Genomic DNA, 20,501 nt, shown 5'->3' on the forward strand with positions numbered 1-20,501 from the left:
CGACATCCGCACCGTCACCAACCTCCTGGCCGGGTACACCTAGGAGCGCAGCGGGCCGGCGTCGAGCGTGACCGGCGCGCCGTGCGGGGTCGCGACGGCGGCACGCAGCCAGGCGCCGGTCCGCTCCTCGACCGAGCCGCGGTCGGCGACGCCGAGCCCGTCGAGCAGGTGCTCCAGCGCGGCGAGCCAGGCGTCCCAGTAGTCCAGGCCGGTGTCCAGCTCGCCGCCCAGGGTCTCGGCGAACTCCTGCCGGTCCAGCGTCCCGGTGTCCTGCAGGGCCACGGCCAGCGCGAACGCGCTCGCCTGCCACGGCTCGTCGAAGACCGGGCCGTCAGGCGGGCTCAAGGTAGGACTCCCAGGCGTCGACGGAGACGGTCGTGGTCGGGTCGGCGTCCGGGCCCCACAGCTCGGGGCCGGTGAACACGACGGTGTAGAGCGGCTCCGGGCACTCACCGTGGCCGTGCGCGCGGGCGTCGGGCAGCACGTGGGTCCCGCGGTGGGTCTCGACGGTCCCGCACCGGCCGCGGACGTAGCGGGGGAGCCGGGTGTGCCCGCGCGGGTGCATCACCCGGGCCCGCACGCGGTCGCCGGGGGCGAACCGGGGCGGGCCGGTGCCGTCGCGCTCGGTGGGGGCGCCGGTGGCCAGCACCCGGGCGGCGGCGTCGGCGTCCAGCGCGGCAGGGGCGTCGGCGCGCGGGCGCAGGGAACGCCCGGCGTCGAGCTCGTCGGCGCCGACCAGACCGTGGGTGACCAGCAGCTCCTCGGTCGCCGCGAGCCAGATCTCGTAGTAGGTCAGGGTCAGGTAGACCGGCGGCGGGAGCGACTCGCGGGCGTGCCGGGACTCGTCGATCGACCAGCCGCCCGGGCGGGCCGCGGCGAGGGTCAGCGCCAGCACCAGCGGCTCCCAGCCCGCGTGGAACCGGACGTCCTCCGGCTCGGGCTCCACCGGTCCGAAGCCCATCGCGCCGCCGAGGTCGTGCGCGCCGTTCACGCCGACACCAGCCGGGTACCGATCATGGCGTCGCGGGAGACGATCGCGGCGAGCTCGTCGGCGGACCAGCCGTCGGTACCGGCCGGGCGCTGCGGGACGACCAGGTAGCGCAGCTCGGAGGTGGAGTCGTGCACCCGGATGGCGACGTCGTCGTCGAGCACGGTCCCGAAGTCGGCGAGCACGCCGCGTGGGTCCAGCACCGCGCGCGACCGGTAGGCCGGCGACTTGTACCAGACCGGGGGCAGGCCCAGCACCGGCCACGGGTAGCAGGAGCACAGGGTGCAGACGACGAGGTGGTGCTCGCGCGGTGAGTTGAACACCGCGGCGAGGTGCTCGCCGCCGCGACCGGCGTAGCCGAGCTCGGCGACCGCCGCGGTCGCGTCGTCGGCGAGCCGGGCCGCGAAGTCCGGGTCGGTCCAGGACCGGGCGACGACGTGCGCGCCGTTCCGCGGGCCGACCCGGTGCTGGTAGGTCTCGATGATCTCGTCGAGTGCGGCCGGGTCGACGTAGCCCTTCTCGACCAGGATCGACTCGAGTGCCCGCACGCGGGCGTCCACCGGTCGCAGCTCACCGCTCATCGGGAGGACGCTAGCCAGGCGGGGCCGGGGCGTCGAGAGCACGACGGCCCGGCACCTCGCGGTACCGGGCCGTCGGGAGGGCGGTGGGCTCAGGCGTGCGTGAGTGCGTCCTCGAACTCCTCGGCCTTCAGCGGGGCGAGGTCGGAGACCCGCAGGAAGTCGCCCAGCGTGGTGCCGGTCGCGCCCGAGTCGACGTTGCGCGGGCCGCGGCCGGCCCGGACGTCGTCGAGGTTGATCGTGCGCAGGTCGTAGGAGAACCGGGTGACGTCGGAGGTGTTCGGCGCCGACGCGTGCAGGTGGTTCGACGAGAACATGAACACGTCACCCGACTGCCCGGCGATCCGGATCTCGCCGCGGGACTCGAAGTCCTCCAGCGGGAGCGGGTGCGGACGGGTGTCGGTGGTCTTCTCGCCGGCGGCCGCGGTGCGGTGCTTGGCGACCCACTCGTCGTAGTCGTACTGGTTCGAGCCGTTCTTCACCGGGCGGTCGAAGTAGTCGGTGTACATGCTCATGACGTTGTCGCCGACGACGTCGAACACCGGGGTCCAGTAGTTCACGAGCTGCTGCGGGTGGCCGTACCACATGTCGCGGTGCGCCTTGTAGTTGTAGGACACACCGGCGGTGAGGAACTGGTCGGCCGGGATCACGCGCAGCCGCGGGATGTCGAAGTAGGTGCGCTCGGGGTCGACGCCGAAGTCGACGGCGAACTGCTGGCAGAGCGCCTTGGTCCGGTCGCCGTTGGTGAACTCGCGCTTGAGCGGCTCGACGCGGCGGACGAACTCGTCGACGTCCATCTCGTACTGGGCCCGCTCCGGGTCCAGACCCTCGAAGGCCTGACCGATCAGGTCCTTGGCGTGGTCGGCGAGGGCGTTCGCGCCGCCGATCCCGCTGTAGAGGTGGAAGTCGCCCCGGAACAGGGACTCGCGGCGCGCGTCGTCGTCGATCCGGCGGTTGAGGTAGACCGTGATCACCGCTTGCTCCTCCGTGCTGGCTCGGGGGTCGGAAACCCGCCTGACGCCTGTCGACGCTAGCGCACACGACCGGGTGAGCATCTACGATGCGTCGTAGTAGTCGTGCTGTGCGACACCGTGTCCGGAAGATCCGTTTGGTGTGGCCCGCTCCGTCGTGGTTAGCTGAGCCTCACCTATGGAGGAGGCGGCGATGTCGGTCGTGACCGAGGACCGGGCGGCGGTCCGCGTGGTGGGTCTGCAGCGGCTCTCGGACGTCTTCGTCCGGGCCGAGATCGAGGGGGAGGGGCTCGCCGGTCTCGGCCTGCCGGGCGTCCCCGACGAGGCCTGCGTCTTCCACTTCCCGCTGCCCGACGGGGGCCGCGACGACCACGGTCGCTGGTACACCCTGCGCGAGGTCAGCCCCTGCCGCACCCGGGCGTCCATCGACCTGGTCTGCCACCCCGGCGGGGTCGGCGCGGGCTGGGCCCGGCGGGCCTGCGTCGGTGACGAGATCGAGGTCTCGCACTCGAACAGCTGGTTCAAGCGCCCGGCCGGCGTCGGCTGGCAGATCCTCGTCGGCGATGCGGCCGCGCTCCCGGCGCTCGCCCGGATCGTCACCGAGACCCCCGAGGGCGTCGACACCGAGGTCGTCCTGGAGATCGACGAGGTCCCGGCCGACTTCCCCACGCGGGCGCGGGTCCGGCGCGAGCCCGCGAGCGAGACCGGCAGCCGGCTGGCGGAGATCGTCGCCGGGCTGGCGCTGCCGGACGGGCCCGGCTACGTCTACGTCGGCGGTGAGGCGTCCGCGACCCGTGCCGCCCGCAAGCACCTGCGCCACGAGCGCGGCCTGCCGCCCGGCGCTTACGGCGTGCTCGGCTACTGGCGTCGTGACGCCGACACCTTCCGTCGCACCTGGCAGGCCAATCAGGAGCGCTTCGAGAAGGCCTACGCCGACGCGGCCGTCGCCGCCGGGGGCGACGACGAGCGGATGCTCGACATCTACGAGGCGACCCTGGAGCGCGACGGGCTGCTCTGAGCGAGGCGTGCCGCGGGACACGGACGCCTCGGTCGGCGCCCGCGTGGGCCAGGCGTAAACTCGGAGGTCGGCACCCCGACCGGGTCGGGAGCCCTACCGCGACCCGGGCAGGGGTCTGTCCTGCCCGCGGCCGGCCCCCGTCGCCGCGCGCACCGCCAGCCCACCTCCACCGAGGAGCCAGCGCCGTCGTGGCCATCCTGTCCGGTCTGCTCACCTCCGCCCTGTCCGACGCCGGTCTCCGCGCCGCCGTCGACGCCGCCTGTGCCGCGGACACCCGCGCCGGTGAGACCCCTGCCGTGCAGGTCGAGGGCCCCTCCGCGGTGCGCCCGCTGCTCGCCGCCGGGCTCGCCGAGACCTCCACGGTGCTCGCGGTGACCGCCACCGACCGGGAGGCCGAGGACCTCGCGGCCGCGGTGTCGGACCTGCTCGGCCACGGCGAGGCGCCGGGCGCCGCCGCCGACACGGTGCACGACTGCGCGGGCGCGCCGGTCGTCGTACTGCCGAGCTGGGAGACGCTGCCGCACGAGAAGCTGTCCCCGCGCCCGGACACCGTCGCCCGCCGGCTGACGATCTTCCACCGGCTCTCCTCGGCGGAGACCGCCCCTCGGGTGGTCGTGACCGCGGCGCGCAGCCTGATCCAGCCGGTCGCGCCCGGGCTGGGCACGCTCGCCCCGGTGACGCTGGCCGTCGGCGAGGAGTACGACTTCGAGCAGCTGCTGGTGCGGCTGGTCGAGCTGGCCTACAGCCGCGCCGAGATGGTCACCACCCGCGGCGAGTTCGCCGTGCGCGGCGGCATCCTCGACATCTTCCCGCCGACCGCCGAGCACCCGGTGCGCGTCGAGTTCTGGGGCGACGAGGTCTCCGAGGTGCGGTCGTTCTCCGTCGCGGACCAGCGCTCGGTCGGCGAGGTCACGCGGATCGACGTGCCGCCGTGCCGCGAGCTGCTCCTCACCACCCCGGTGCGCGAGCGGGCCGGCGAGCTGGCCCTGGAGCAGCCCGAGACCGCGGGCCTCAACCGCAACCCGCTGCGCGAGCTGCTCGAGAAGCTGTCCGAGGGCATCCCCGGCGAGGGCATGGAGTCGCTGATCCCGGCGCTGGTCGGCGGGGAGATGCAGACGCTCACCGACCTGCTCCCGGACGGGACGCGGGTGCTGCTCGCCGACCCCGAGCGCATCCGCACCCGCTGCGCGGACCTCGTGCGCACCGGGCAGGAGTTCCTGGAGGCGTCCTGGCTGGCGTCCGGCTCCGGCGGCGAGGCCCCGATCGACGTCTCCGGGTCGGCCTACCGCGACCTGCGCGTCACGCTGGACCACGCGACGGCGACCGGCCGCCCCGTGGTCTCGCTGTCGCCGCTGCTGTCGGGCTCCGACGACGTCGTCGTGGCGGGCGTGCACGAGATCGAGCCCTACCGGGGCGACACCGACCGCGCGCTGACCGACCTGCGCGCGCACGTCGCCACCGGCGGCGCCGCGGTGCTCGTGCTGGCCGGGCAGGGCACCGCCGACCGCTCGCTGGAGCAGCTGCGCGAGGCCGAGGTCCCCGCCTCCGCCGTCCCGGTGCTCGCCGACGCCCCGGAGAAGGGGATCGTCACCGTCACCTGCGGGCGCGTGCTGAACGGGTTCACCGCGCCGGAGGTCGGGCTGGTCGTCGTCTCCGAGGCCGACCTGACCGGCAGCCGCGCCGGGCTCGACACCGCGCCGCGCAAGACCACCCCCCGCAAGCGCAACGCCGTCGACCTGGCCGTGCTGCAGCCCGGCGACTTCGTCGTCCACAACCAGCACGGCATCGGACGCTTCATCGAGATGAAGGAGCGCACCGTCCAGGGCGCCACCCGCGAGTACCTGGTGCTGGAGTACGCCAGCTCCAAGCGCGGCCAGCCCGCCGACCGGCTGTTCGTGCCGACCGACGCCCTCGACGAGATCAGCCGCTACGTGGGCGGCGAGCAGCCCGCCGTCAACAAGCTCGGCGGCGGGGACTGGGCCAAGACCAAGAGCCGCGCCCGCAAGGCGGTCAAGGACATCGCGGCCGGTCTGGTGCAGCTCTACGCGGCGCGCCAGGCCTCGCCGGGGCACGCGTTCGGCGCGGACACCCCGTGGCAGCGCGAGCTCGAGGACGCCTTCCCCTACACCGAGACCCCCGACCAGCTCTCCGCGATCGACGAGGTCAAGCGGGACATGGAGCGTCCGGTCCCGATGGACCGTGTCATCTCCGGCGACGTCGGGTTCGGCAAGACCGAGATCGCGGTGCGGGCGGCGTTCAAGGCGGTGCAGGACGGCAAGCAGGTCGCGGTCCTCGTCCCGACGACGCTGCTCGCCACCCAGCACCTGTCGACGTTCTCCGAGCGGATGCGCCAGTTCCCGGTGACCGTGCGCGGGCTGTCGCGGTTCACCGACCCGGCCGAGGCGCGCGAGACGATCGAGAAGCTCGCCGACGGGCAGGTCGACGTCGTCGTCGGGACGCACCGGCTGCTCCAGACCGGCATCCGCTACAAGGACCTCGGCCTGGTGATCGTCGACGAGGAGCAGCGCTTCGGCGTCGAGCACAAGGAGCACATCACCGCGCTCCGGGCACACGTCGACGTCCTCACCCTGTCGGCGACGCCGATCCCGCGGACGCTGGAGATGAGCCTCGCCGGCATCCGCGAGATGTCGGCGATCACGACCCCGCCCGAGGAGCGGCACCCGACCCTGACCTACGTCGGCGCCTACGACGACAAGCAGGTCGCCGCCGCCCTGCGCCGCGAGCTGCTGCGCGACGGCCAGGTGTTCTACGTGCACAACCGGGTCAGCTCGATCGACCGGGCGGCCAAGAAGATCCAGGACCTCGTCCCCGAGGCGCGGGTCGCCGTCGCGCACGGGCAGATGAACGAGGACCTGCTGGAGCGGACCGTCAGCGCGTTCTGGCACCGCGAGTTCGACGTGCTGGTCTGCACCACGATCGTCGAGAACGGCCTGGACATCTCCAACGCCAACACCCTGATCGTCGAGCGCTCCGACACGCTGGGCCTGTCCCAGCTCCACCAGCTGCGCGGCCGGGTCGGGCGTGGCCGCGACCGCGGTTACGCCTACTTCCTGTTCCCGGCGGAGCACCCGCTCACCGAGACCGCGCACGACCGGCTCGCCACCATCGCCCAGCACTCCGAGCTCGGCTCCGGCGCGGCCGTCGCGATGAAGGACCTGGAGATCCGCGGCGCGGGCAACATCCTCGGTGCCGAGCAGTCCGGCCACATCGCGGGCGTCGGGTTCGACCTCTACATCCGCCTGGTCGGGGAGGCCGTCGCGGCGTTCCGCAGGCAGGCGGGCGGGGAGATCGGGGCCGAGCCGGAGGAGCTGCAGGAGGTCCGGGTCGACCTCCCGGTCGACGCGCACGTCCCGCACGACTACGTCGACGGCGAGCGGCTGCGCCTGGAGGTCTACCGCAAGATCGCCGAGGCGCCGGACGACGCCGCGCTCACCGCGATCGTCGAGGAGCTGACCGACCGCTACGGCGAGCCGCCGACCCCGGTGCGCAACCTGCTGGAGGTCGCCCGGTTCCGCCAGCTCTGCCGCCGCCTCGGCATCCGCGAGGTCGCCTCGGCGGGCACCCAGCTGCGGATCGGTCCGATGCAGCTGCCCGACTCCGCCCAGCTGCGGCTGCGCCGGCTCTACCCCAAGGCGCAGTACAAGGCGGCCGCGCAGGTCGTCACGGTGCCCAAGCCGGTGCAGGGCAACCGGATCGGCGGCGCCGCCATGCGCGACGTCGAGCTGCTCGGCTGGTGCGCGGAGCTGCTGCTGCAGATCGTGCCGACCTCCACCCCGGTGCACAGCTCAGCCTCGTCCTGACGCGGCCCCGACGCGGCGTTGACGCCGCGTTGATGAACACCGGGTGCTGCACCGGAGAACATCGGGTGTCGGCGTCCGTGCCGTTTCCGGGACGGAACGGGACGGACGCCGGCGAACTGCTCGCCGGAGTTGTCGGGATCAATCGCGCGACGTGGGTTCCCGTTTCCTCCGGTGATCCACGGCACCCCACGCGCGTGATCCACACTGTTTTACGATCGGATCAACGGCGGATCAGAACGCCGTTTCCGTCGTGAACCCCCGTTTCCGGGAAAGAGGTGTGTCCGATGTCCGATCGCCGGCCCGTCTCCACCGAATCCGTCGAACTCTGCACTCCGTACCTGGTGCTGGACCTGGACGCCGTCCGGGAACGGTATGCCGAATTCGGACGTGCACTTCCCGGAGCGGAACTGTTCTATGCGGTCAAGGCGAATCCGGCCCCGCGGCTCGTCGCATTCCTGGTCGGTCTCGGCGCGCGATTCGACGTCGCCAGCCGGCCGGAGCTGGAACTGTGCCTCGCGGCCGGCGCGCGGCCCGCGGACATCTCCTACGGCAGCACCGTGAAGAAGGAACGCGACATCGCGTTCGCGCACCGCAGCGGGGTCCGCCGGTTCGCCGTCGACTCGGCCGCCGAGCTGGCCAAGATCGCGCGCTGCGCGCCGGGGGCGGAGGTGTTCGTCCGGGTCACCTGCACCGGCGCGGGCTCCTGTTTCCCGCTGGACCGCAAGTTCGGGTGCTCGACGGCCGCGGCCGCGTCGTTGCTCCTCGACGCCGACGCGGCCGGTCTGCGCGCCGCGGGCGTGTCGTTCCACGTCGGCTCCCAGCAGCTCGACCCGGGGGCGTGGCGGGCCGGGATCGCCGACGCCGCGGAGGTGTTCCGCCGGGTCCGCGCCCGCGGGCTGCGACCCGACCTGCTCGACCTCGGCGGCGGCTTCCCCGCGCACTACGACACGCAGGTCCGCCCGCTGTCGGACTACGGCGACGCGATCCACGAGGCGGTCGCCGCGGAGTTCGGCGACGACCGGCCGGAGCTGATGATCGAACCGGGCCGGGGCCTCGTCGCCGACGGGGGGACGCTCCACAGCGAGGTCGTGCTCGTGTCCGACCGGGACGGTGACGCCGGTCCGCGCTGGGTCTACCTCGACGTCGGCCGCTTCGGCGGGCTCGCCGAGACCGAGAGCGAGCTGGTCCGCTACCCGATCCGCACCGCGCACGACGACGGCCCCCGCTCCCCGGTCGTCCTGGCCGGGCCGACCTGCGACAGCGCCGACGTGCTCTACCGCAGGCACCCCTACCTGTTCCCCGACGACCTGTGCGCCGGTGACGTGGTCCGGCTGCTGCACACCGGCGCCTACACCGCCAGCTACTCCTCGGTGGGCTTCAACGGCTTCGCCCCGCTGCGCTGCGTCTGCACCGGCGACCCCGCCGCGGGCGGGCCCGGATCGTCGGTGCGTGCGGCTAACGTCGCCGTGTGAGCTTCCTGCGCCATCCCCATCTGTCGGGTGACACGGTCGTCCTGGTCGCGGAGGACGACCTGTGGACGGCTCCGGTCGAGGGCGGGCGGGCCCACCGCCTGACCGCGGACGGGGTGCCCGTCACCGCACCGCGCTTCTCGCCCGACGGCGGGTCCGTCGCGTTCGCGTCCCGGCGCGACGGCGCACCCGAGGTGTACCGGGTCGACGCCGAGGGGGGCACGCCCACCCGGCTGACCTGGTGGGGCGAGGCGCCGACCCGCGCCGCGGGCTGGACCCCCGACGGCGCGGTGGTCGCGCTGTCCGCGCACGGCGACGCGACCTCCCGGCTGTGGGCGTACGCGGTCCCGGCGACCGGCGGGGCACCGCGGCTGCTGCCGTACGGCACGCTCACCGCGCTCGCCCACCAGCCCGGCGGACCCGCCGTGCTCACCCAGGTCGAGGGCGGGCGCGACGCGGCCCACTGGAAGCGCTACCGCGGTGGGCGCGCCGGCCGGCTGTGGCTCGACACCGCCGGGACGGGCGAGTTCACCCGGGTCCTCGCCGCTCTGGCCGGGCAGCTGGAGTGCCCCATGATCGTCGACGACGGGTCGGGCCCGCGGCTGGCGTTCGTCTCCGACCACGAGGGCTGGGGGAATGTCTACTCCGTCCCGCTCGCCGACCCCGGCACCGACCTGCGCCGGCACACCGACCACGGCTCCGGCGGCGGCACCGACTTCTACGCCCGGCACGCCAGCACCGACGGGCGCCGGGTGGTCTACGAGTCGGCCGGGGAGATCTTCCTGCTCGACGACCTGTCCGCCGCCTCGCAGCCGCGCCGGATCGACGTCCGGCCCGGCGGGCCGCGGCGCGCCCGCGAGCCGTTCCGCGCGTCGCTGCCCGCCGACCTCGGCCCGGTCCGGCCCGACCGCACCGGCCGCACGAGCATCGTGTCGGTGCGCGGGACCGTGCACCGGCTCACCCACCGCGACGGTCCCGCCCGCGCGCTGCTCGCCGAGCCCGGTGTGCGGGCCCGGCTCGCGCACCCGCTCGGTACGCACCGCGCCGTGTGGGTGGACGACGCGACCGGTGAGGACGCCGTGGTCGTGGCCCCGCTCGACCCGCACCTCCCGGACGCCCCGGAGCGGGCGCGGTACGCCGCGGGCGGCATCGGACGGGTCCTGGAGCTGGCCCCGGCACCGGACGGGTCCGCCGTCGCGCTCACCACGCACGACGGCAGGCTGCTGGTGCTGCACACCGGCGCCGATCCCGCACCGGACCCGGCGCCCGGCCCCGACGACCGGCACGACGACGGCGTGGTCGACGAGGCCGTCCCGGCCCGGGCGGTGGGGGAGCTGCGCGAGCTGCACCGCGGCACCGCGGGCGAGCCCTCCGACGTGTCCTGGTCACCGGACTCGGCCTGGCTGGCCTGGTGCGACCCGGCCCCCGAGGGGCTGTCGCGGATCGTGCTCACCCGGGTCGCCGACGGCGAGCACGCCGAGGTGACCCCGGCCCGCTTCCACGACAGCGACCCGGTCTTCACCGCTGACGGCAGGCACCTGGCGTTCCTGTCCCGGCGGGTGTTCGACCCCAGCTACGACGAGCACTCCTTCGACCTGACCTTCGGCACCGGCTGGAAGCCGTTCCTGGTGCCGCTGGCCGCGCGGACGCCGTCGCCGTTCGGGGCGGGGCCGGACGGCCGCCCGGTGGACCCGGCCGACGAAGGCCCGGACGACCCGCCCGCGACCCCGCCGACGCCCCCGGCCCCGCCGGAGCCCGGCGACGAGCCCGAGCCGTCCGGCGACGGAGCCGCCGACGGTGCGGGCCGCGCGGTGGCCGCGGCGACCGGGGCCGGGACGCAGGCCCGGAGCGGGGCGCGCGGCGGCCGTCGCCGGTCCGGACGCGACGCCGACGAGGTACCACCGGAGGTCGTCGTCGACGTCGAGGGGCTGGCCGACCGGGTCGTCGGCGTGCCGGTCGAGGCCGCCCGCTACACCCGGCTCTCCGCGGTCCGGGGCGGCCTGGTGTGGCTGCGGCTGCCCGGCGGCACCGGCGTGCTCGGCGACAGCCTCCCCGACGACGACGCCGAGCCCGACCGCGCCGTGCTGGAGCGGTTCGACCTGGCCCGGCGCACGGTCACCGTGGTCGCCGATCCGGCGTCGTCGTTCACGGTGAGCGGCGACGGCACCCGGCTCGTCGTCCGCGACCGGGGCACGGTGCGGCTGCTGCGCGCCGACCGGGGCGGCTCCGCGGCACCCGAGGACGACGCGGGCGGCGACGAGTTCACGATCGACACCCGCCGGCTCGTGGTCACCGTCGACCCGGTCGCCCAGTGGCGGCAGATGTTCGACGAGACCGCCCGCCTCATGCGCGACCACTTCTGGGTCGAGGACATGGCCGGGGTCGACTGGGCCGCCGAGACCGCCCGGTACCGGCCGCTGGTCGACCGGGCCGGGAGCCACGACGACCTGCTCGACGTGCTGTGGGAGCTGCACGGCGAGCTGGGTACCTCGCACGCCTACGTCCTGGGCGGCGGCGCCGGCGGCGACCCGACCGGGCGCCCCGGCCTGCTCGGGGCCGACCTGGAACCCGACCCGGCAGGCGGACCGGGGTGGCGGGTCCGGCGCGTCCTGCCGCCGGAGACCTCCGCGCCCGCCGCGCGCAGCCCGCTGTCCGGGCCGGGCGTCGACGTGCGGGCCGGGGACGTGCTGCTGGAGGTGAACGGGCGCCCGCTGGACCCGCACTGGGGGGTCGCGCCACTGCTCGTCGCGACGGCCGGGAGCACCGTGGAGCTCACCGTGCGCTCCGGTCCCGACCGGCCCGACGCGGGCACCGTCCGCCGCGTCGCGGTGCGCCCGCTGCACTCCGAGGACGAGCTGCGCTACCAGGACCGGGTGGCCCGGCTGCGCGCCGAGGTCGCCGGGCGTTCCGGCGGGCGGCTGGGCTACCTGCACGTGCCGGACATGATGGGCTACGGCTGGGCCCAGCTGCACCGCGACCTCGCCCGCGAGACCGCGAAGGACGGCCTGCTGCTCGACGTGCGCGGCAACCGCGGCGGCCACACCTCGCAGCTGGTGGTGGAGAAGCTCGCCCGCCGCGTCATCGGGTGGGACCTGCCCCGGCACGGCGCACCCGCCACCTACCCCGAGCAGGCGCCGCGCGGGCCGGTGGTGACCCTGGCCGACGAGCGCTCGGGCTCCGACGGCGACATCGTCACCGCCGCCATCAAGCGGCTCGGGGTCGGCCCGGTCGTCGGGACCCGCACCTGGGGCGGGGTGATCGGCATCGACAGCCGCTACCGGCTCGTCGACGGCACCCTGGTGACCCAGCCCCGCTACGCCACCTGGTTCGACGACGTCGGCTGGACGATGGAGAACCACGGCGTCGACCCCGACGTGGAGGTGGTGGTGACCCCGCAGGACCGGGCGGCGGGACGGGACCCGCAGCTGGACCGGGCGATCGCGATCGCCCTGGCCCGGCTCGACGAGCACCCGCCCGCGCGGCCGCCGGACCTCGCGGGGCGGCCGTCGGCGGCCCGGCCCGCGCTACCGGGTCGGCCGGGCGGGGGAGATCGGCACCACATCGCGTGAGAGGCTGACCGCCGTGCGCACTCGCAGGATCACCGCCGCCCTGCTGATCGTCGGGGCCGTCGCTGTCACCGGGGCCGGCTGCGGCACCGGACCGAGCCGGGTCGACTCAGCCGCGATCGTCGGCGAGACGTCGATCCCGCTCGCCACCGTGCAGCCCGCGATCACCTCGGTGCTCACCCGGCCCGGGCTGGTCGACGGTCTCAAGGCCCAGGGCGGGTCCGAGGCCGACATCGGGCGGGCCGTGGTGTCCCAGCTGGTGATCCGCGACCTGATCGGCCTGGCCGCCCCGGAGCAGGGCGTCACCGTGTCCGACCAGCAGGTCGCCGCGGCGATCGCCCGGCAGGGCGGCGAGCAGGCGGTGCAGGAGTCGTCGCTGGCGGTCGGCGGTGCGCAGGCCGCCACCCGGGACGAGCTGACCCTGTCCGAGCTCGCCCGCCGCGAGCTGCCGCGGCTGTCGGTGACCGCGGACGTCGCGGTCGCCCAGGACCGGGCACAGGCCACCACGCTGGCCCGTGAGGTCGCCGCCGGCGGGCAGCGGGCCGAGACGGCGCTGGCCGGTGCCGGCACCACCCAGCGCGGGCTCGCGATCCGCCCGGCCGAGACCCCGCAGGCCGCGCTCACCCCGCTGATCGGGATCCCGGCCGGCTGGGTCGCGGCGTTCCCGCTGGGTAGCGGCCAGGGCTGGGTCGTGGTGCGGGTGACCGAGCGCGACCTCGGCGCCCCCGCCCCGGGCGACGCGGTCGGCCAGCTGGACCAGCGGTCGCTGTCCGAGGCCGGCATCCGCATGCTCACCCCCACCGCGCTGCGCACCGGGGTGCAGCTCAACCCCCGCTACGGCGAGTGGGACCCGATCCAGATGCTCGCCGTACCGACCGCCGAGGACGCCTCCGTGGTGTTCCCGGTCGCCGCGGGCAACCCGACCCCGCCCGCTCCCTGATGGCCGCCACGGTCGTCGTCTGCCCCCGGCGCGGGGCCGCGCTCCCGGCCGCGGCGCTGCCGCTGCTGCGCTCCGCGACCGACGTGCTCGCCGTGCCCGGTCTCGACGCCGGCGCCGCCGCCGGTGCCGCCGACTGGACCGGCACCGACCCCGCCGGGCTCGCCGACGGCACGGTGCTGCTGGTCCCGGCGGGCCACCCCGCCGCCGCGCACCCCGGTGCGGTGCCGCCGCCCACCGGGCACGCGGTGCTCGACGCCGTCGCGGTGATGGATCGGCTGCGCTCGCCCGGCGGCTGCCCGTGGGACGCCGAGCAGACCCACACCTCGCTGCTGCGCTACCTCGTCGAGGAGTGCTACGAGCTCTACCAGTCCATCGAGGACGGTGACCGCACCGAGCTGCGCGAGGAGCTCGGCGACGTCCTGCTGCAGGTGCTGTTCCACGCCCGCGTCGCCACCGAGCACGACGGCGCCCCGTTCGGGATCGACGAGGTCGCGACCGGGCTGGTCGACAAGCTCGTCGGCCGCCACCCGCACGTGTTCGCCGCGGGGGAGCAGGTCGCCACGGCCGCCGACCAGGACCGCCGCTGGGACGAGCTCAAGCGCGCCGAGAAGCAGCGCGAGTCCAGTGTCGACGGCATCGCGACGGTCCAGCCGGCCGTCGCGCTCGCCGCGAAGCTGACCTCCCGCACGGCGAAGGCGGGGCTGCCCGCGGACCTGCTGCCCGCCGACGACGGTGCCGGTGCGGCGCTGTTCCGGCTGGCCGCGGCCGCACAGCTCGGCGGTGCCGACCCGGAGGCCGCGCTCCGCACGGCCGCCCGGGAGTTCGAGGCGCGGGTGCGGTCGGCGGAGAAGGCCGCCGCCGCCGACGGGCTCGACCCGCACGCGCTGACCGCCGAGGACTGGCGCCGCTACTGGGACGGTCCCTGACCCCCACCCCGATCGGGTGATACCCGCCGGTAACGTGTGAGCGTGCGCACCCAGTCGCTGCTCGCGGCCATCGGCGGCATCCTGGCCCTGATCGTGCTCGTCTCGCTGGCGACCGGCCCGGACTTCGGGCCGTCGCTGCCCCGGACCCCGGTCGACAGGCAGTCCGCCCCGCCTGCGTCCGCGCCGCTGCCGGCGGGCACCGACGTCGTCGCGTGGGCCCGGGCGACCGCGGCCGAGGCCGAGATCCCCGAGCGGACCCTGCAGGCCTACGCGAACGCCGAGCTGCGCCAGCGCGAGCGCACCCCGGACTGCCGGCTGAGCTGGGCGACGCTGGCCGGGGTCGGGCGGATCGAGTCCCGGCACGCGACCTTCCGCGGCGCCGAGCCCGGCCCGGACGGCCGCGTCGACCCGCCGATCATCGGCATCCCGCTCGACGGCACCGGCGGCACCCGCCGGGTGGCCGACACCGACGGCGGCCGCCTCGACGGCGACCCGGTGCTGGACCGCGCGGTCGGGCCGATGCAGTTCCTGCCCGGGACCTGGGCGCGCTACGGCGCGGACGGCAACGGTGACGGCGTCGCCGACCCGCAGCAGGTCGACGACGCCGCGCTCGCCGCGGCCGGGTACCTGTGCGCGAACGGGCGCGACGTCGCCGACGCCGACGACTGGTGGCGAGGGGTGCTCGCCTACAACGCCTCGGGCGACTACGCCCGCGACGTGTGGTCCGCCGCCGCGGACTACGCGCAGCGCACCGCCGTCCCGGCGCCGCCGGCCCCTGACCCGGCCCGCCCCTGGCCCGGCCCGCCCCTGGCCCGGCCCGCCCCCGGCGGGCGCGGCCGTGCCGGTGGGACGCGGCGTGCGGGTCAGGCGAGGAGCGCGCGTCCCCAGTGGTCGTCGCCCTCGGCGAGGCCGGGCGGGACCGCGAACACCGCCGAGCCGTTGTGCTCCAGGTACTCGCTGAGCGCATCGGACCGGGCCAGCCTGCGCTGCATCGGCACGTACTGCGTGAGCGGGTCGCGCACGAACGCGACGAAGAACAGCCCGGCGTCGAGGTGGCCGCGGCCGTCGGTGCCGTCGACGAAGTTGTAGCCGCGCCGCAGCATCCGCGCGCCGCCGTTGGCCTCGGCTGAGGCGAGCCGGATGTGGCTGTCGTCCGGGATGACCGGCCCCGACGGACCGGTGGCGGCCAGGTCGGCGAGGTCGAACTCGGCCGTGCCGGTCAACGGGGCGCCCTCACCCTTGTCCCGGCCGATGATCTGCTCCTGCTCGTCGAGCCCGGAGCGGTCCCAGGTCTCGATGTGCATCCGGATCCGGCGGGCGACCAGGTAGGACCCGCCGCGCAGCCAGTCCGGTCCCTCGTCGCCGACCCACACGTGCTGCGCGAGCAGATCGGGCTCCTCGGCCTTGAGGTTGTTCGTGCCGTCCTTGAACCCGAACAGGTTGCGCGGGGTCGCCTGCCCGGTCGAGGTCGACGACGTCCGCCCGAAGCCCAGCTGCGACCAGCGCACCTCGGTGACGCCGAAGCCGTCGCGGACCAGGTTGCGGACCGCGTGCACGGCCACCTGCGGATCGTCGGCGCAGGCCTGGATGCACAGGTCCCCGCCGGAGCGGGCCGGGTCGAGCCGGTCGCCCTGGAACCGGGGGAGCCCGGCGAGCTGGGGCGGGCGGCGGTCGGGGATCCCGAGCTTGTCGAAGAACCCCGGGCCCACGCCGAAGGTCAGCGTCAGCGACGCGGCCGGGAGCCCGAGCGCCTCGCCGGTGTCGGCCGGGGCGGCGTAGCGGTTGGCCGGGATCGCGCCGCCCTCGGCGGTCTCCCGGCCGCTCGTCATGCGCTCGGCCGCGGCGGTCCAGCGGCGCAGCAGGTCGGCGACGGCGGCGCGGTCGGTCGAGGTGAGGTCGAGCGCGACGAAGTGCAGCCGGTCCTGGGCCGGGGTGACGATCCCGGCCTGGTGCTCGCCGCGGAAGGCGACGACGCCGTCGGCGGCGGGTGCGCCGGACAGCCCGTAGCCCGCGGCCGCGCCCGCCCCGGCCAGCGCCGCTCCGGCGCCGGCGAGGCCGAACAGCCGTCGCCGGGACAGGTGCCACGGGCTCATGCCGTCACGGTGCCCGCGACCTTGCTGACCGGCTCGGACAGCGCGTCGACGGCCGCGGTCATCGCGCGGGTGTCCTCCGGGGTCAGCTGGGTGTAGAGCCGGTAGCCGTCGCCGACCCGGTAGCCCTGCAGCAGCGTCTCGACGGCCTCGAACCGCTGGTCGAGCACCGGGCCGAGCGCGGGGTCGTTGGCGTCGATCGTCGGGCGGAGTGCGGCGACCGCGGCGCGGGAGCCCTCGACGTTCGCGGCGAAGTCCCACAGGTCGGTGTGGGAGTAGCGGTCCTCCTCGCCGGTGATCTTGCCGGTGGCGACCTCGTCGAGGAGCTCCTTCGCACCGTTCGCGAGCTGGACCGGGGTCAGCTCGACGGTCCGGGTGCGCGCGGCCAGGTCGGTGATGTCGGCGGTGAGCCGGTCGGCGATCGCGGCCGAGTCGGGCTGGAGGCCGGTGACCCACAGGTCCTTCTCCAGCCGGTGGTACCCGGTGAACCCGACGCCCGGGTCACGCTCGTCGTCCTCCCGGCCGTCGATCCTCGGGTCGATGTCGCCGAAGGACTCGGCGACGGGCTCGATGCGCTCCCAGTAGGTGCGCGCGACCGGGAACAGCGCCTTGGCCTTCTCGACCTCGCCGGCCTTGACCGCGTCGGCGAACTCCTGGGTCTTCGGGACGAGCGCGCCGACCTGGGAGTCGACGTAGCGCTTGTAGCCGGCGGTGGCCGCGGCCAGCTGGGCGTTCGCGTCGGTGGCACGCTGCGCCGAGCCGGTCACGGTGAACGGAGCGCGGATGCCGCCGCCGGACATGCCGGGCTTGCAGGCGGTGGTGTAGGTGCCGCCGTCGGGGACCTCGACGATCAGGTCGCGGGACAGCCCCGGGCCGATGTTCTCGACCTCGCCCATGATCCGGTCACCGGTGGCGTAGAGGTAGAACTCGGTGACCTTGCTGCCGGCGTTGGTGATCCGGAAGGTGACGGTGCCGGCCGGGGCCTGCGCGGTCGAGATCTCGCAGGCGGTGTCGGTGGCGTTCACGGTGATCGGGCCGCCGTCGCCCGCTCCCTGCGCCGTGGGGGCGGTCGAGGTGCAGCCGGCCAGCAGCGCGCCGGCGACGGTGAGCGACGCCAGGCCGGCGGCCGTGCGCGTGACGGGGGACATCGTGCGTTCTCCTAGAGGGGTCGACACCGTGGACGGTGCGGGGTTCAGGCGTCGGTGGTGGCGGGGGCGCGCCGGCGGGCGGGGCGCAGGAACAGCGCCAGGACCACCACGACGTAGAGCGACCAGACGACGGCCTCGAGCACGGTCGTCTGCGGTGAGAAGTTGAAGATCCCCTTGAGGAGCGTGCCGTACCAGGAGTCGGCGGGGATCACGTCGCTGACGTCGAAGGCCAACGTGGTCAGCCCCGGCAGGATCCCGGCCTCCTGCAGGTCGTGCACGCCGTAGGCGAGGATCCCGGCGGCGACGAAGATCAGCAGGAAGCCGGTGACGGTGAAGAACCGGCCCAGGTCGATCTTCAGCGCGCCACGGTAGATCGCGTACGCCAGCGCGACGGCGATCGCGATGCCGATCAGGAACCCGACCAGCGGCCCGGCCGTCTCGCCCGCGGCCTGCGCGGCGGCGAAGAAGAAGATCGCGGTCTCCAGGCCCTCGCGGCCGACGGCGAGTGCCGCCATCACGACGACGGCCCACGGCCCCATCGACACGGCCCGGTCCAGGGCGCCCTCCAGCTCCTGGGACAGGGTCCGGCCGTGCGAGCGCATCCAGAAGATCATCCAGGTGACGAAGCCGACCGCGATGATCGAGAGCGAGCCGCCGAGCGCCTCCTGGGCCTCAAAGGTCAGTGCCTGCTGGGTCAGGGTCAGCCCGAGCGTGACGCCGACGCTGACGGCGACGGCGAGCGCGACGCCCGCCCACACCCTGGGCAGCTCGGAGCGACGCCCGGTGCGGACCAGGAACGCGACCAGGATCGCCACGACCAGTGCGGCCTCGAGCCCTTCGCGCAGCCCGATGAGCGCGTTCCCCAGCATACGACCTCCTGCAGCGTGACCACGACGAGCAGTCACCAGGTGAGGGTGTGCTGCCGGGCGGGAAGGCTAACCTCACCCGATCGAGCGGGGAAGTGTCGCGCGGCATTCGCCCCGGAAGATCCGTTTTCGGACGTCAGGGACGGTCGGGTGCGAGCGCGATGCGGGCCCGCACCTCGCCCAGTGCCTCCTGGTACTCCGGGCGCGGATCCATCGCCGAGGCGATCTTCAGCTGCGTCTCGGCCTCGCCGAGCCTGCCCTGGCGCTGCAGCGTCTTGCCGAGTGCGAAGCGCGCGTAGTGGTCGGCCGGGTCCATCTCGACGACCCGGACGAAGGCCGCCTCGGCCTTCCGCAGCTGTGCCGAGTCGAGGTAGGCGCGGCCGGCGAGCAGGTGCACCGAGGCGTCGCCGGGTTCGTCCGGACCGTGGGCGTCGAGGACCGGGCGGAGCGCGTCGAGTGCCTCGAGCGGACGGTGCCGCGAGAGCAGCCGGTCGGCACGGCGGAACGCCGCGACCGGGTCCTGGTGGTTCGCACGGGGACTGCTCATGGTCACCCTTACGTTAGGTGCGATCCGGGCGGGATGCGAGGTCTTGACAGACCGCCGGTGCGGAGCAGGGTGACGCAAGCGTCCCCCGCCGGGGGCCGACCGGTGACTACGCTGACGCACCGGACGACACCCGCGATCAGAACAGGAGTCACGGTGGCGGTCATCGAGCAGGTCGGGGCACGCGAGATCCTCGATTCCCGGGGCAACCCCACGGTGGAGGTCGAGGTCGCGCTGGACGACGGCACGCTGGCGCGTGCCGCGGTCCCGTCGGGCGCCTCGACCGGCGAACACGAGGCCGTCGAGCTGCGGGACGGCGACAAGAACCGCTACGGCGGCAAGGGCGTCGAGAAGGCCGTCGCGGCCGTCCTCGACGAGATCGGGCCGGAGCTCGTCGGCGTCGAGGCGGTGGACCAGCGACTGGTCGACCAGCGCCTCGTCGACCTCGACGGCACCCCGGACAAGTCGAAGTTCGGCGCGAACGCCCTGCTGGGCGTGTCGCTGGCCGTCGCGAAGGCCGGGGCGGAGTCCTCGGGCCTGGAGCTGTTCCGCTACGTCGGCGGCTCCAACGCGCACGTCCTGCCGGTCCCGATGATGAACATCCTCAACGGTGGCGCGCACGCCGACACCTCCGTCGACGTGCAGGAGTTCATGGTCGCCCCGATCGGTGCGGAGACCTTCCGCGAGGCGCTGCGCTGGGGCGCGGAGGTCTACCACGCGCTGAAGTCGGAGCTGAAGGACAAGGGCCTGTCGACCGGCCTCGGCGACGAGGGTGGTTTCGCCCCCGACGTCAAGGGCGGCACCCGCGGCGCGCTCGACCTGATCGCCGCCGCCGTGCAGCGGGCCGGCTACACCCTGGGTACCGACGTCGTGCTGGCGCTCGACGTCGCGGCGACCGAGTTCCACGACGCCGGCAAGTACTCCTTCGAGGGCAAGAAGATCACCGCGGACAAGCTGTCCGAGGTGTGGGCCGAGCTGGTCGACTCCTACCCGCTGGTGTCCATCGAGGACCCGCTGGACGAGAACGACTGGGACGGCTGGGTCGGCCTCACCGAGGCCATCGGCGACAAGGTGCAGCTCGTCGGCGACGACCTGTTCGTCACCAACCCGGAGCGGCTCGAGGACGGCATCGCCCGGGGCGCCGCGAACGCGCTGCTGGTGAAGGTCAACCAGATCGGCACCCTGTCCGAGACCCTCGATGCGGTGACGATGGCGCACAACGCGGGGTACCGCTGCATGATGAGCCACCGTTCCGGGGAGACCGAGGACGTCACCATCGCGGACCTCGCCGTCGCGACCGGCTGCGGCCAGATCAAGACCGGCGCCCCGGCGCGGTCCGAGCGGGTGGCGAAGTACAACCAGCTGCTGCGCATCGAGGAGCTGCTCGGTGACGCCGCGCGCTACAACGGCGAGCTGGCGTTCCCGCGCTACCAGGTGCCCGGCCAGAGCTGACGCTCCGGTCGTTCCCCCGTCGGTGACGCCGGTGCCGCCCGGATCGTCTGCGGACGGTCCGGCGCGGCACCCCCACCGGTGCCCGATCGGGCGGCATGCTGGACGGGTCGCCACGGAGGGGCAC

At 74.7% G+C, this 20,501-nt stretch carries 15 protein-coding genes and 1 pseudogene; 8 read left to right on the top strand and 8 right to left on the bottom strand.

Features of this window, described 5'->3' with window-relative positions:
* Window positions 1–39: 39 nt before the first annotated feature.
* From ZF1_RS04565 to ZF1_RS04580, 4 genes are all read right to left on the bottom strand, one after another.
* Complete coding sequence (locus ZF1_RS04565; RefSeq protein WP_476653839.1) at window positions 40–345, bottom strand: nitrile hydratase accessory protein; 306 nt, start codon at window positions 343–345, stop codon at window positions 40–42.
* Entirely contained in the window at window positions 332–991 is a 660-nt protein-coding gene (gene nthB / locus ZF1_RS04570) for a nitrile hydratase subunit beta (RefSeq protein WP_476653840.1), read from the bottom strand. The genes ZF1_RS04565 and nthB overlap by 14 nt, the downstream gene beginning before the upstream one ends.
* Window positions 988–1,569 carry a nitrile hydratase subunit alpha gene (gene nthA / locus ZF1_RS04575; RefSeq protein ID WP_476653841.1) on the bottom strand — a complete coding sequence of 194 codons (582 nt, stop codon included), beginning with the start codon at window positions 1,567–1,569 and terminating at the stop codon, window positions 988–990. Before nthA ends, nthB begins: the two co-directional genes overlap by 4 nt.
* An 89-nt stretch (window positions 1,570–1,658) precedes the next feature.
* Entirely contained in the window at window positions 1,659–2,540 is an 882-nt protein-coding gene (locus ZF1_RS04580; protein ID WP_062400283.1) for a phytanoyl-CoA dioxygenase family protein, read from the bottom strand.
* Window positions 2,541–2,730: 190 nt separating this feature from the next.
* Here ZF1_RS04580 and ZF1_RS04585 point away from each other — a divergent pair, with 190 nt between their 5' ends.
* The 7 genes and pseudogenes from ZF1_RS04585 to ZF1_RS04615 all read left to right on the top strand — a co-directional run.
* Window positions 2,731–3,555: a siderophore-interacting protein gene (locus tag ZF1_RS04585; RefSeq protein ID WP_482636570.1), complete on the top strand. Its 825-nt coding sequence runs from the start codon at window positions 2,731–2,733 to the stop codon at window positions 3,553–3,555.
* A 197-nt stretch (window positions 3,556–3,752) separates the two neighbouring features.
* Window positions 3,753–7,376, top strand: a complete 3,624-nt coding sequence (gene mfd / locus ZF1_RS04590) for a transcription-repair coupling factor (RefSeq protein WP_482638676.1) — start codon at window positions 3,753–3,755, stop codon at window positions 7,374–7,376.
* A gap of 284 nt (window positions 7,377–7,660) precedes the next feature.
* The gene (locus tag ZF1_RS04595) at window positions 7,661–8,848 is read left to right on the top strand and encodes a type III PLP-dependent enzyme (protein ID WP_482636571.1); all 1,188 of its coding nucleotides are present in this window, start codon (window positions 7,661–7,663) and stop codon (window positions 8,846–8,848) included.
* Window positions 8,845–12,414, top strand: a complete 3,570-nt coding sequence (locus ZF1_RS04600) for a S41 family peptidase (RefSeq protein ID WP_482636572.1) — start codon at window positions 8,845–8,847, stop codon at window positions 12,412–12,414. The genes ZF1_RS04595 and ZF1_RS04600 overlap by 4 nt, the downstream gene beginning before the upstream one ends.
* Window positions 12,415–12,427: 13 nt before the next feature.
* Window positions 12,428–13,351, top strand: coding sequence for a SurA N-terminal domain-containing protein (locus ZF1_RS04605; RefSeq protein WP_476653845.1), 924 nt, complete (start codon window positions 12,428–12,430; stop codon window positions 13,349–13,351).
* On the top strand, window positions 13,351–14,277 hold the full coding sequence (locus tag ZF1_RS04610; RefSeq protein WP_062400292.1) for a nucleoside triphosphate pyrophosphohydrolase: 927 nt from the start codon (window positions 13,351–13,353) through the stop codon (window positions 14,275–14,277). Before ZF1_RS04605 ends, ZF1_RS04610 begins: the two co-directional genes overlap by 1 nt.
* 519 nt (window positions 14,278–14,796) lie before the next feature.
* Window positions 14,797–14,907, top strand: a pseudogene (locus tag ZF1_RS04615) (lytic murein transglycosylase); the annotation flags it as partial.
* A gap of 233 nt (window positions 14,908–15,140) precedes the next feature.
* Here the strand turns inward: ZF1_RS04615 and efeB are convergent.
* From efeB to ZF1_RS04635, 4 genes are all read right to left on the bottom strand, one after another.
* Window positions 15,141–16,370, bottom strand: a complete 1,230-nt coding sequence (efeB, locus tag ZF1_RS04620) for an iron uptake transporter deferrochelatase/peroxidase subunit (RefSeq protein WP_482636573.1) — start codon at window positions 16,368–16,370, stop codon at window positions 15,141–15,143.
* Window positions 16,367–17,515, bottom strand: coding sequence for an iron uptake system protein EfeO (efeO, locus tag ZF1_RS04625; RefSeq protein ID WP_482636574.1), 1,149 nt, complete (start codon window positions 17,513–17,515; stop codon window positions 16,367–16,369). Before efeO ends, efeB begins: the two co-directional genes overlap by 4 nt.
* Before the next feature lie 44 nt (window positions 17,516–17,559).
* Window positions 17,560–18,384, bottom strand: a complete 825-nt coding sequence (gene efeU / locus ZF1_RS04630) for an iron uptake transporter permease EfeU (RefSeq protein WP_482636575.1) — start codon at window positions 18,382–18,384, stop codon at window positions 17,560–17,562.
* 133 nt (window positions 18,385–18,517) lie between these two features.
* Window positions 18,518–18,928: a tetratricopeptide repeat protein gene (locus tag ZF1_RS04635; RefSeq protein WP_043279643.1), complete on the bottom strand. Its 411-nt coding sequence runs from the start codon at window positions 18,926–18,928 to the stop codon at window positions 18,518–18,520.
* A gap of 153 nt (window positions 18,929–19,081) precedes the next feature.
* Here ZF1_RS04635 and eno point away from each other — a divergent pair, with 153 nt between their 5' ends.
* Window positions 19,082–20,377 carry a phosphopyruvate hydratase gene (gene eno, locus ZF1_RS04640; RefSeq protein ID WP_062400300.1) on the top strand — a complete coding sequence of 432 codons (1,296 nt, stop codon included), beginning with the start codon at window positions 19,082–19,084 and terminating at the stop codon, window positions 20,375–20,377.
* Window positions 20,378–20,501 lie beyond the last annotated feature (124 nt).

The sequence above is a fragment of the Pseudonocardia sp. ZF1 genome, assembly GCF_056835605.1.

Coding starts and splice junctions, on each gene's coding strand:
- nthA (WP_476653841.1), bottom strand. CDS start 1,569: ATGAGCGGTGAGCTGCGACCGGTGGACGCCCGCGTGCGGGCACTCGAG.
- ZF1_RS04585 (WP_482636570.1), top strand. CDS start 2,731: ATGTCGGTCGTGACCGAGGACCGGGCGGCGGTCCGCGTGGTGGGTCTG.
- ZF1_RS04595 (WP_482636571.1), top strand. CDS start 7,661: ATGTCCGATCGCCGGCCCGTCTCCACCGAATCCGTCGAACTCTGCACT.
- ZF1_RS04610 (WP_062400292.1), top strand. CDS start 13,351: ATGGCCGCCACGGTCGTCGTCTGCCCCCGGCGCGGGGCCGCGCTCCCG.
- efeB (WP_482636573.1), bottom strand. CDS start 16,370: ATGAGCCCGTGGCACCTGTCCCGGCGACGGCTGTTCGGCCTCGCCGGC.
- efeO (WP_482636574.1), bottom strand. CDS start 17,515: ATGTCCCCCGTCACGCGCACGGCCGCCGGCCTGGCGTCGCTCACCGTC.
- efeU (WP_482636575.1), bottom strand. CDS start 18,384: ATGCTGGGGAACGCGCTCATCGGGCTGCGCGAAGGGCTCGAGGCCGCA.
- ZF1_RS04635 (WP_043279643.1), bottom strand. CDS start 18,928: ATGAGCAGTCCCCGTGCGAACCACCAGGACCCGGTCGCGGCGTTCCGC.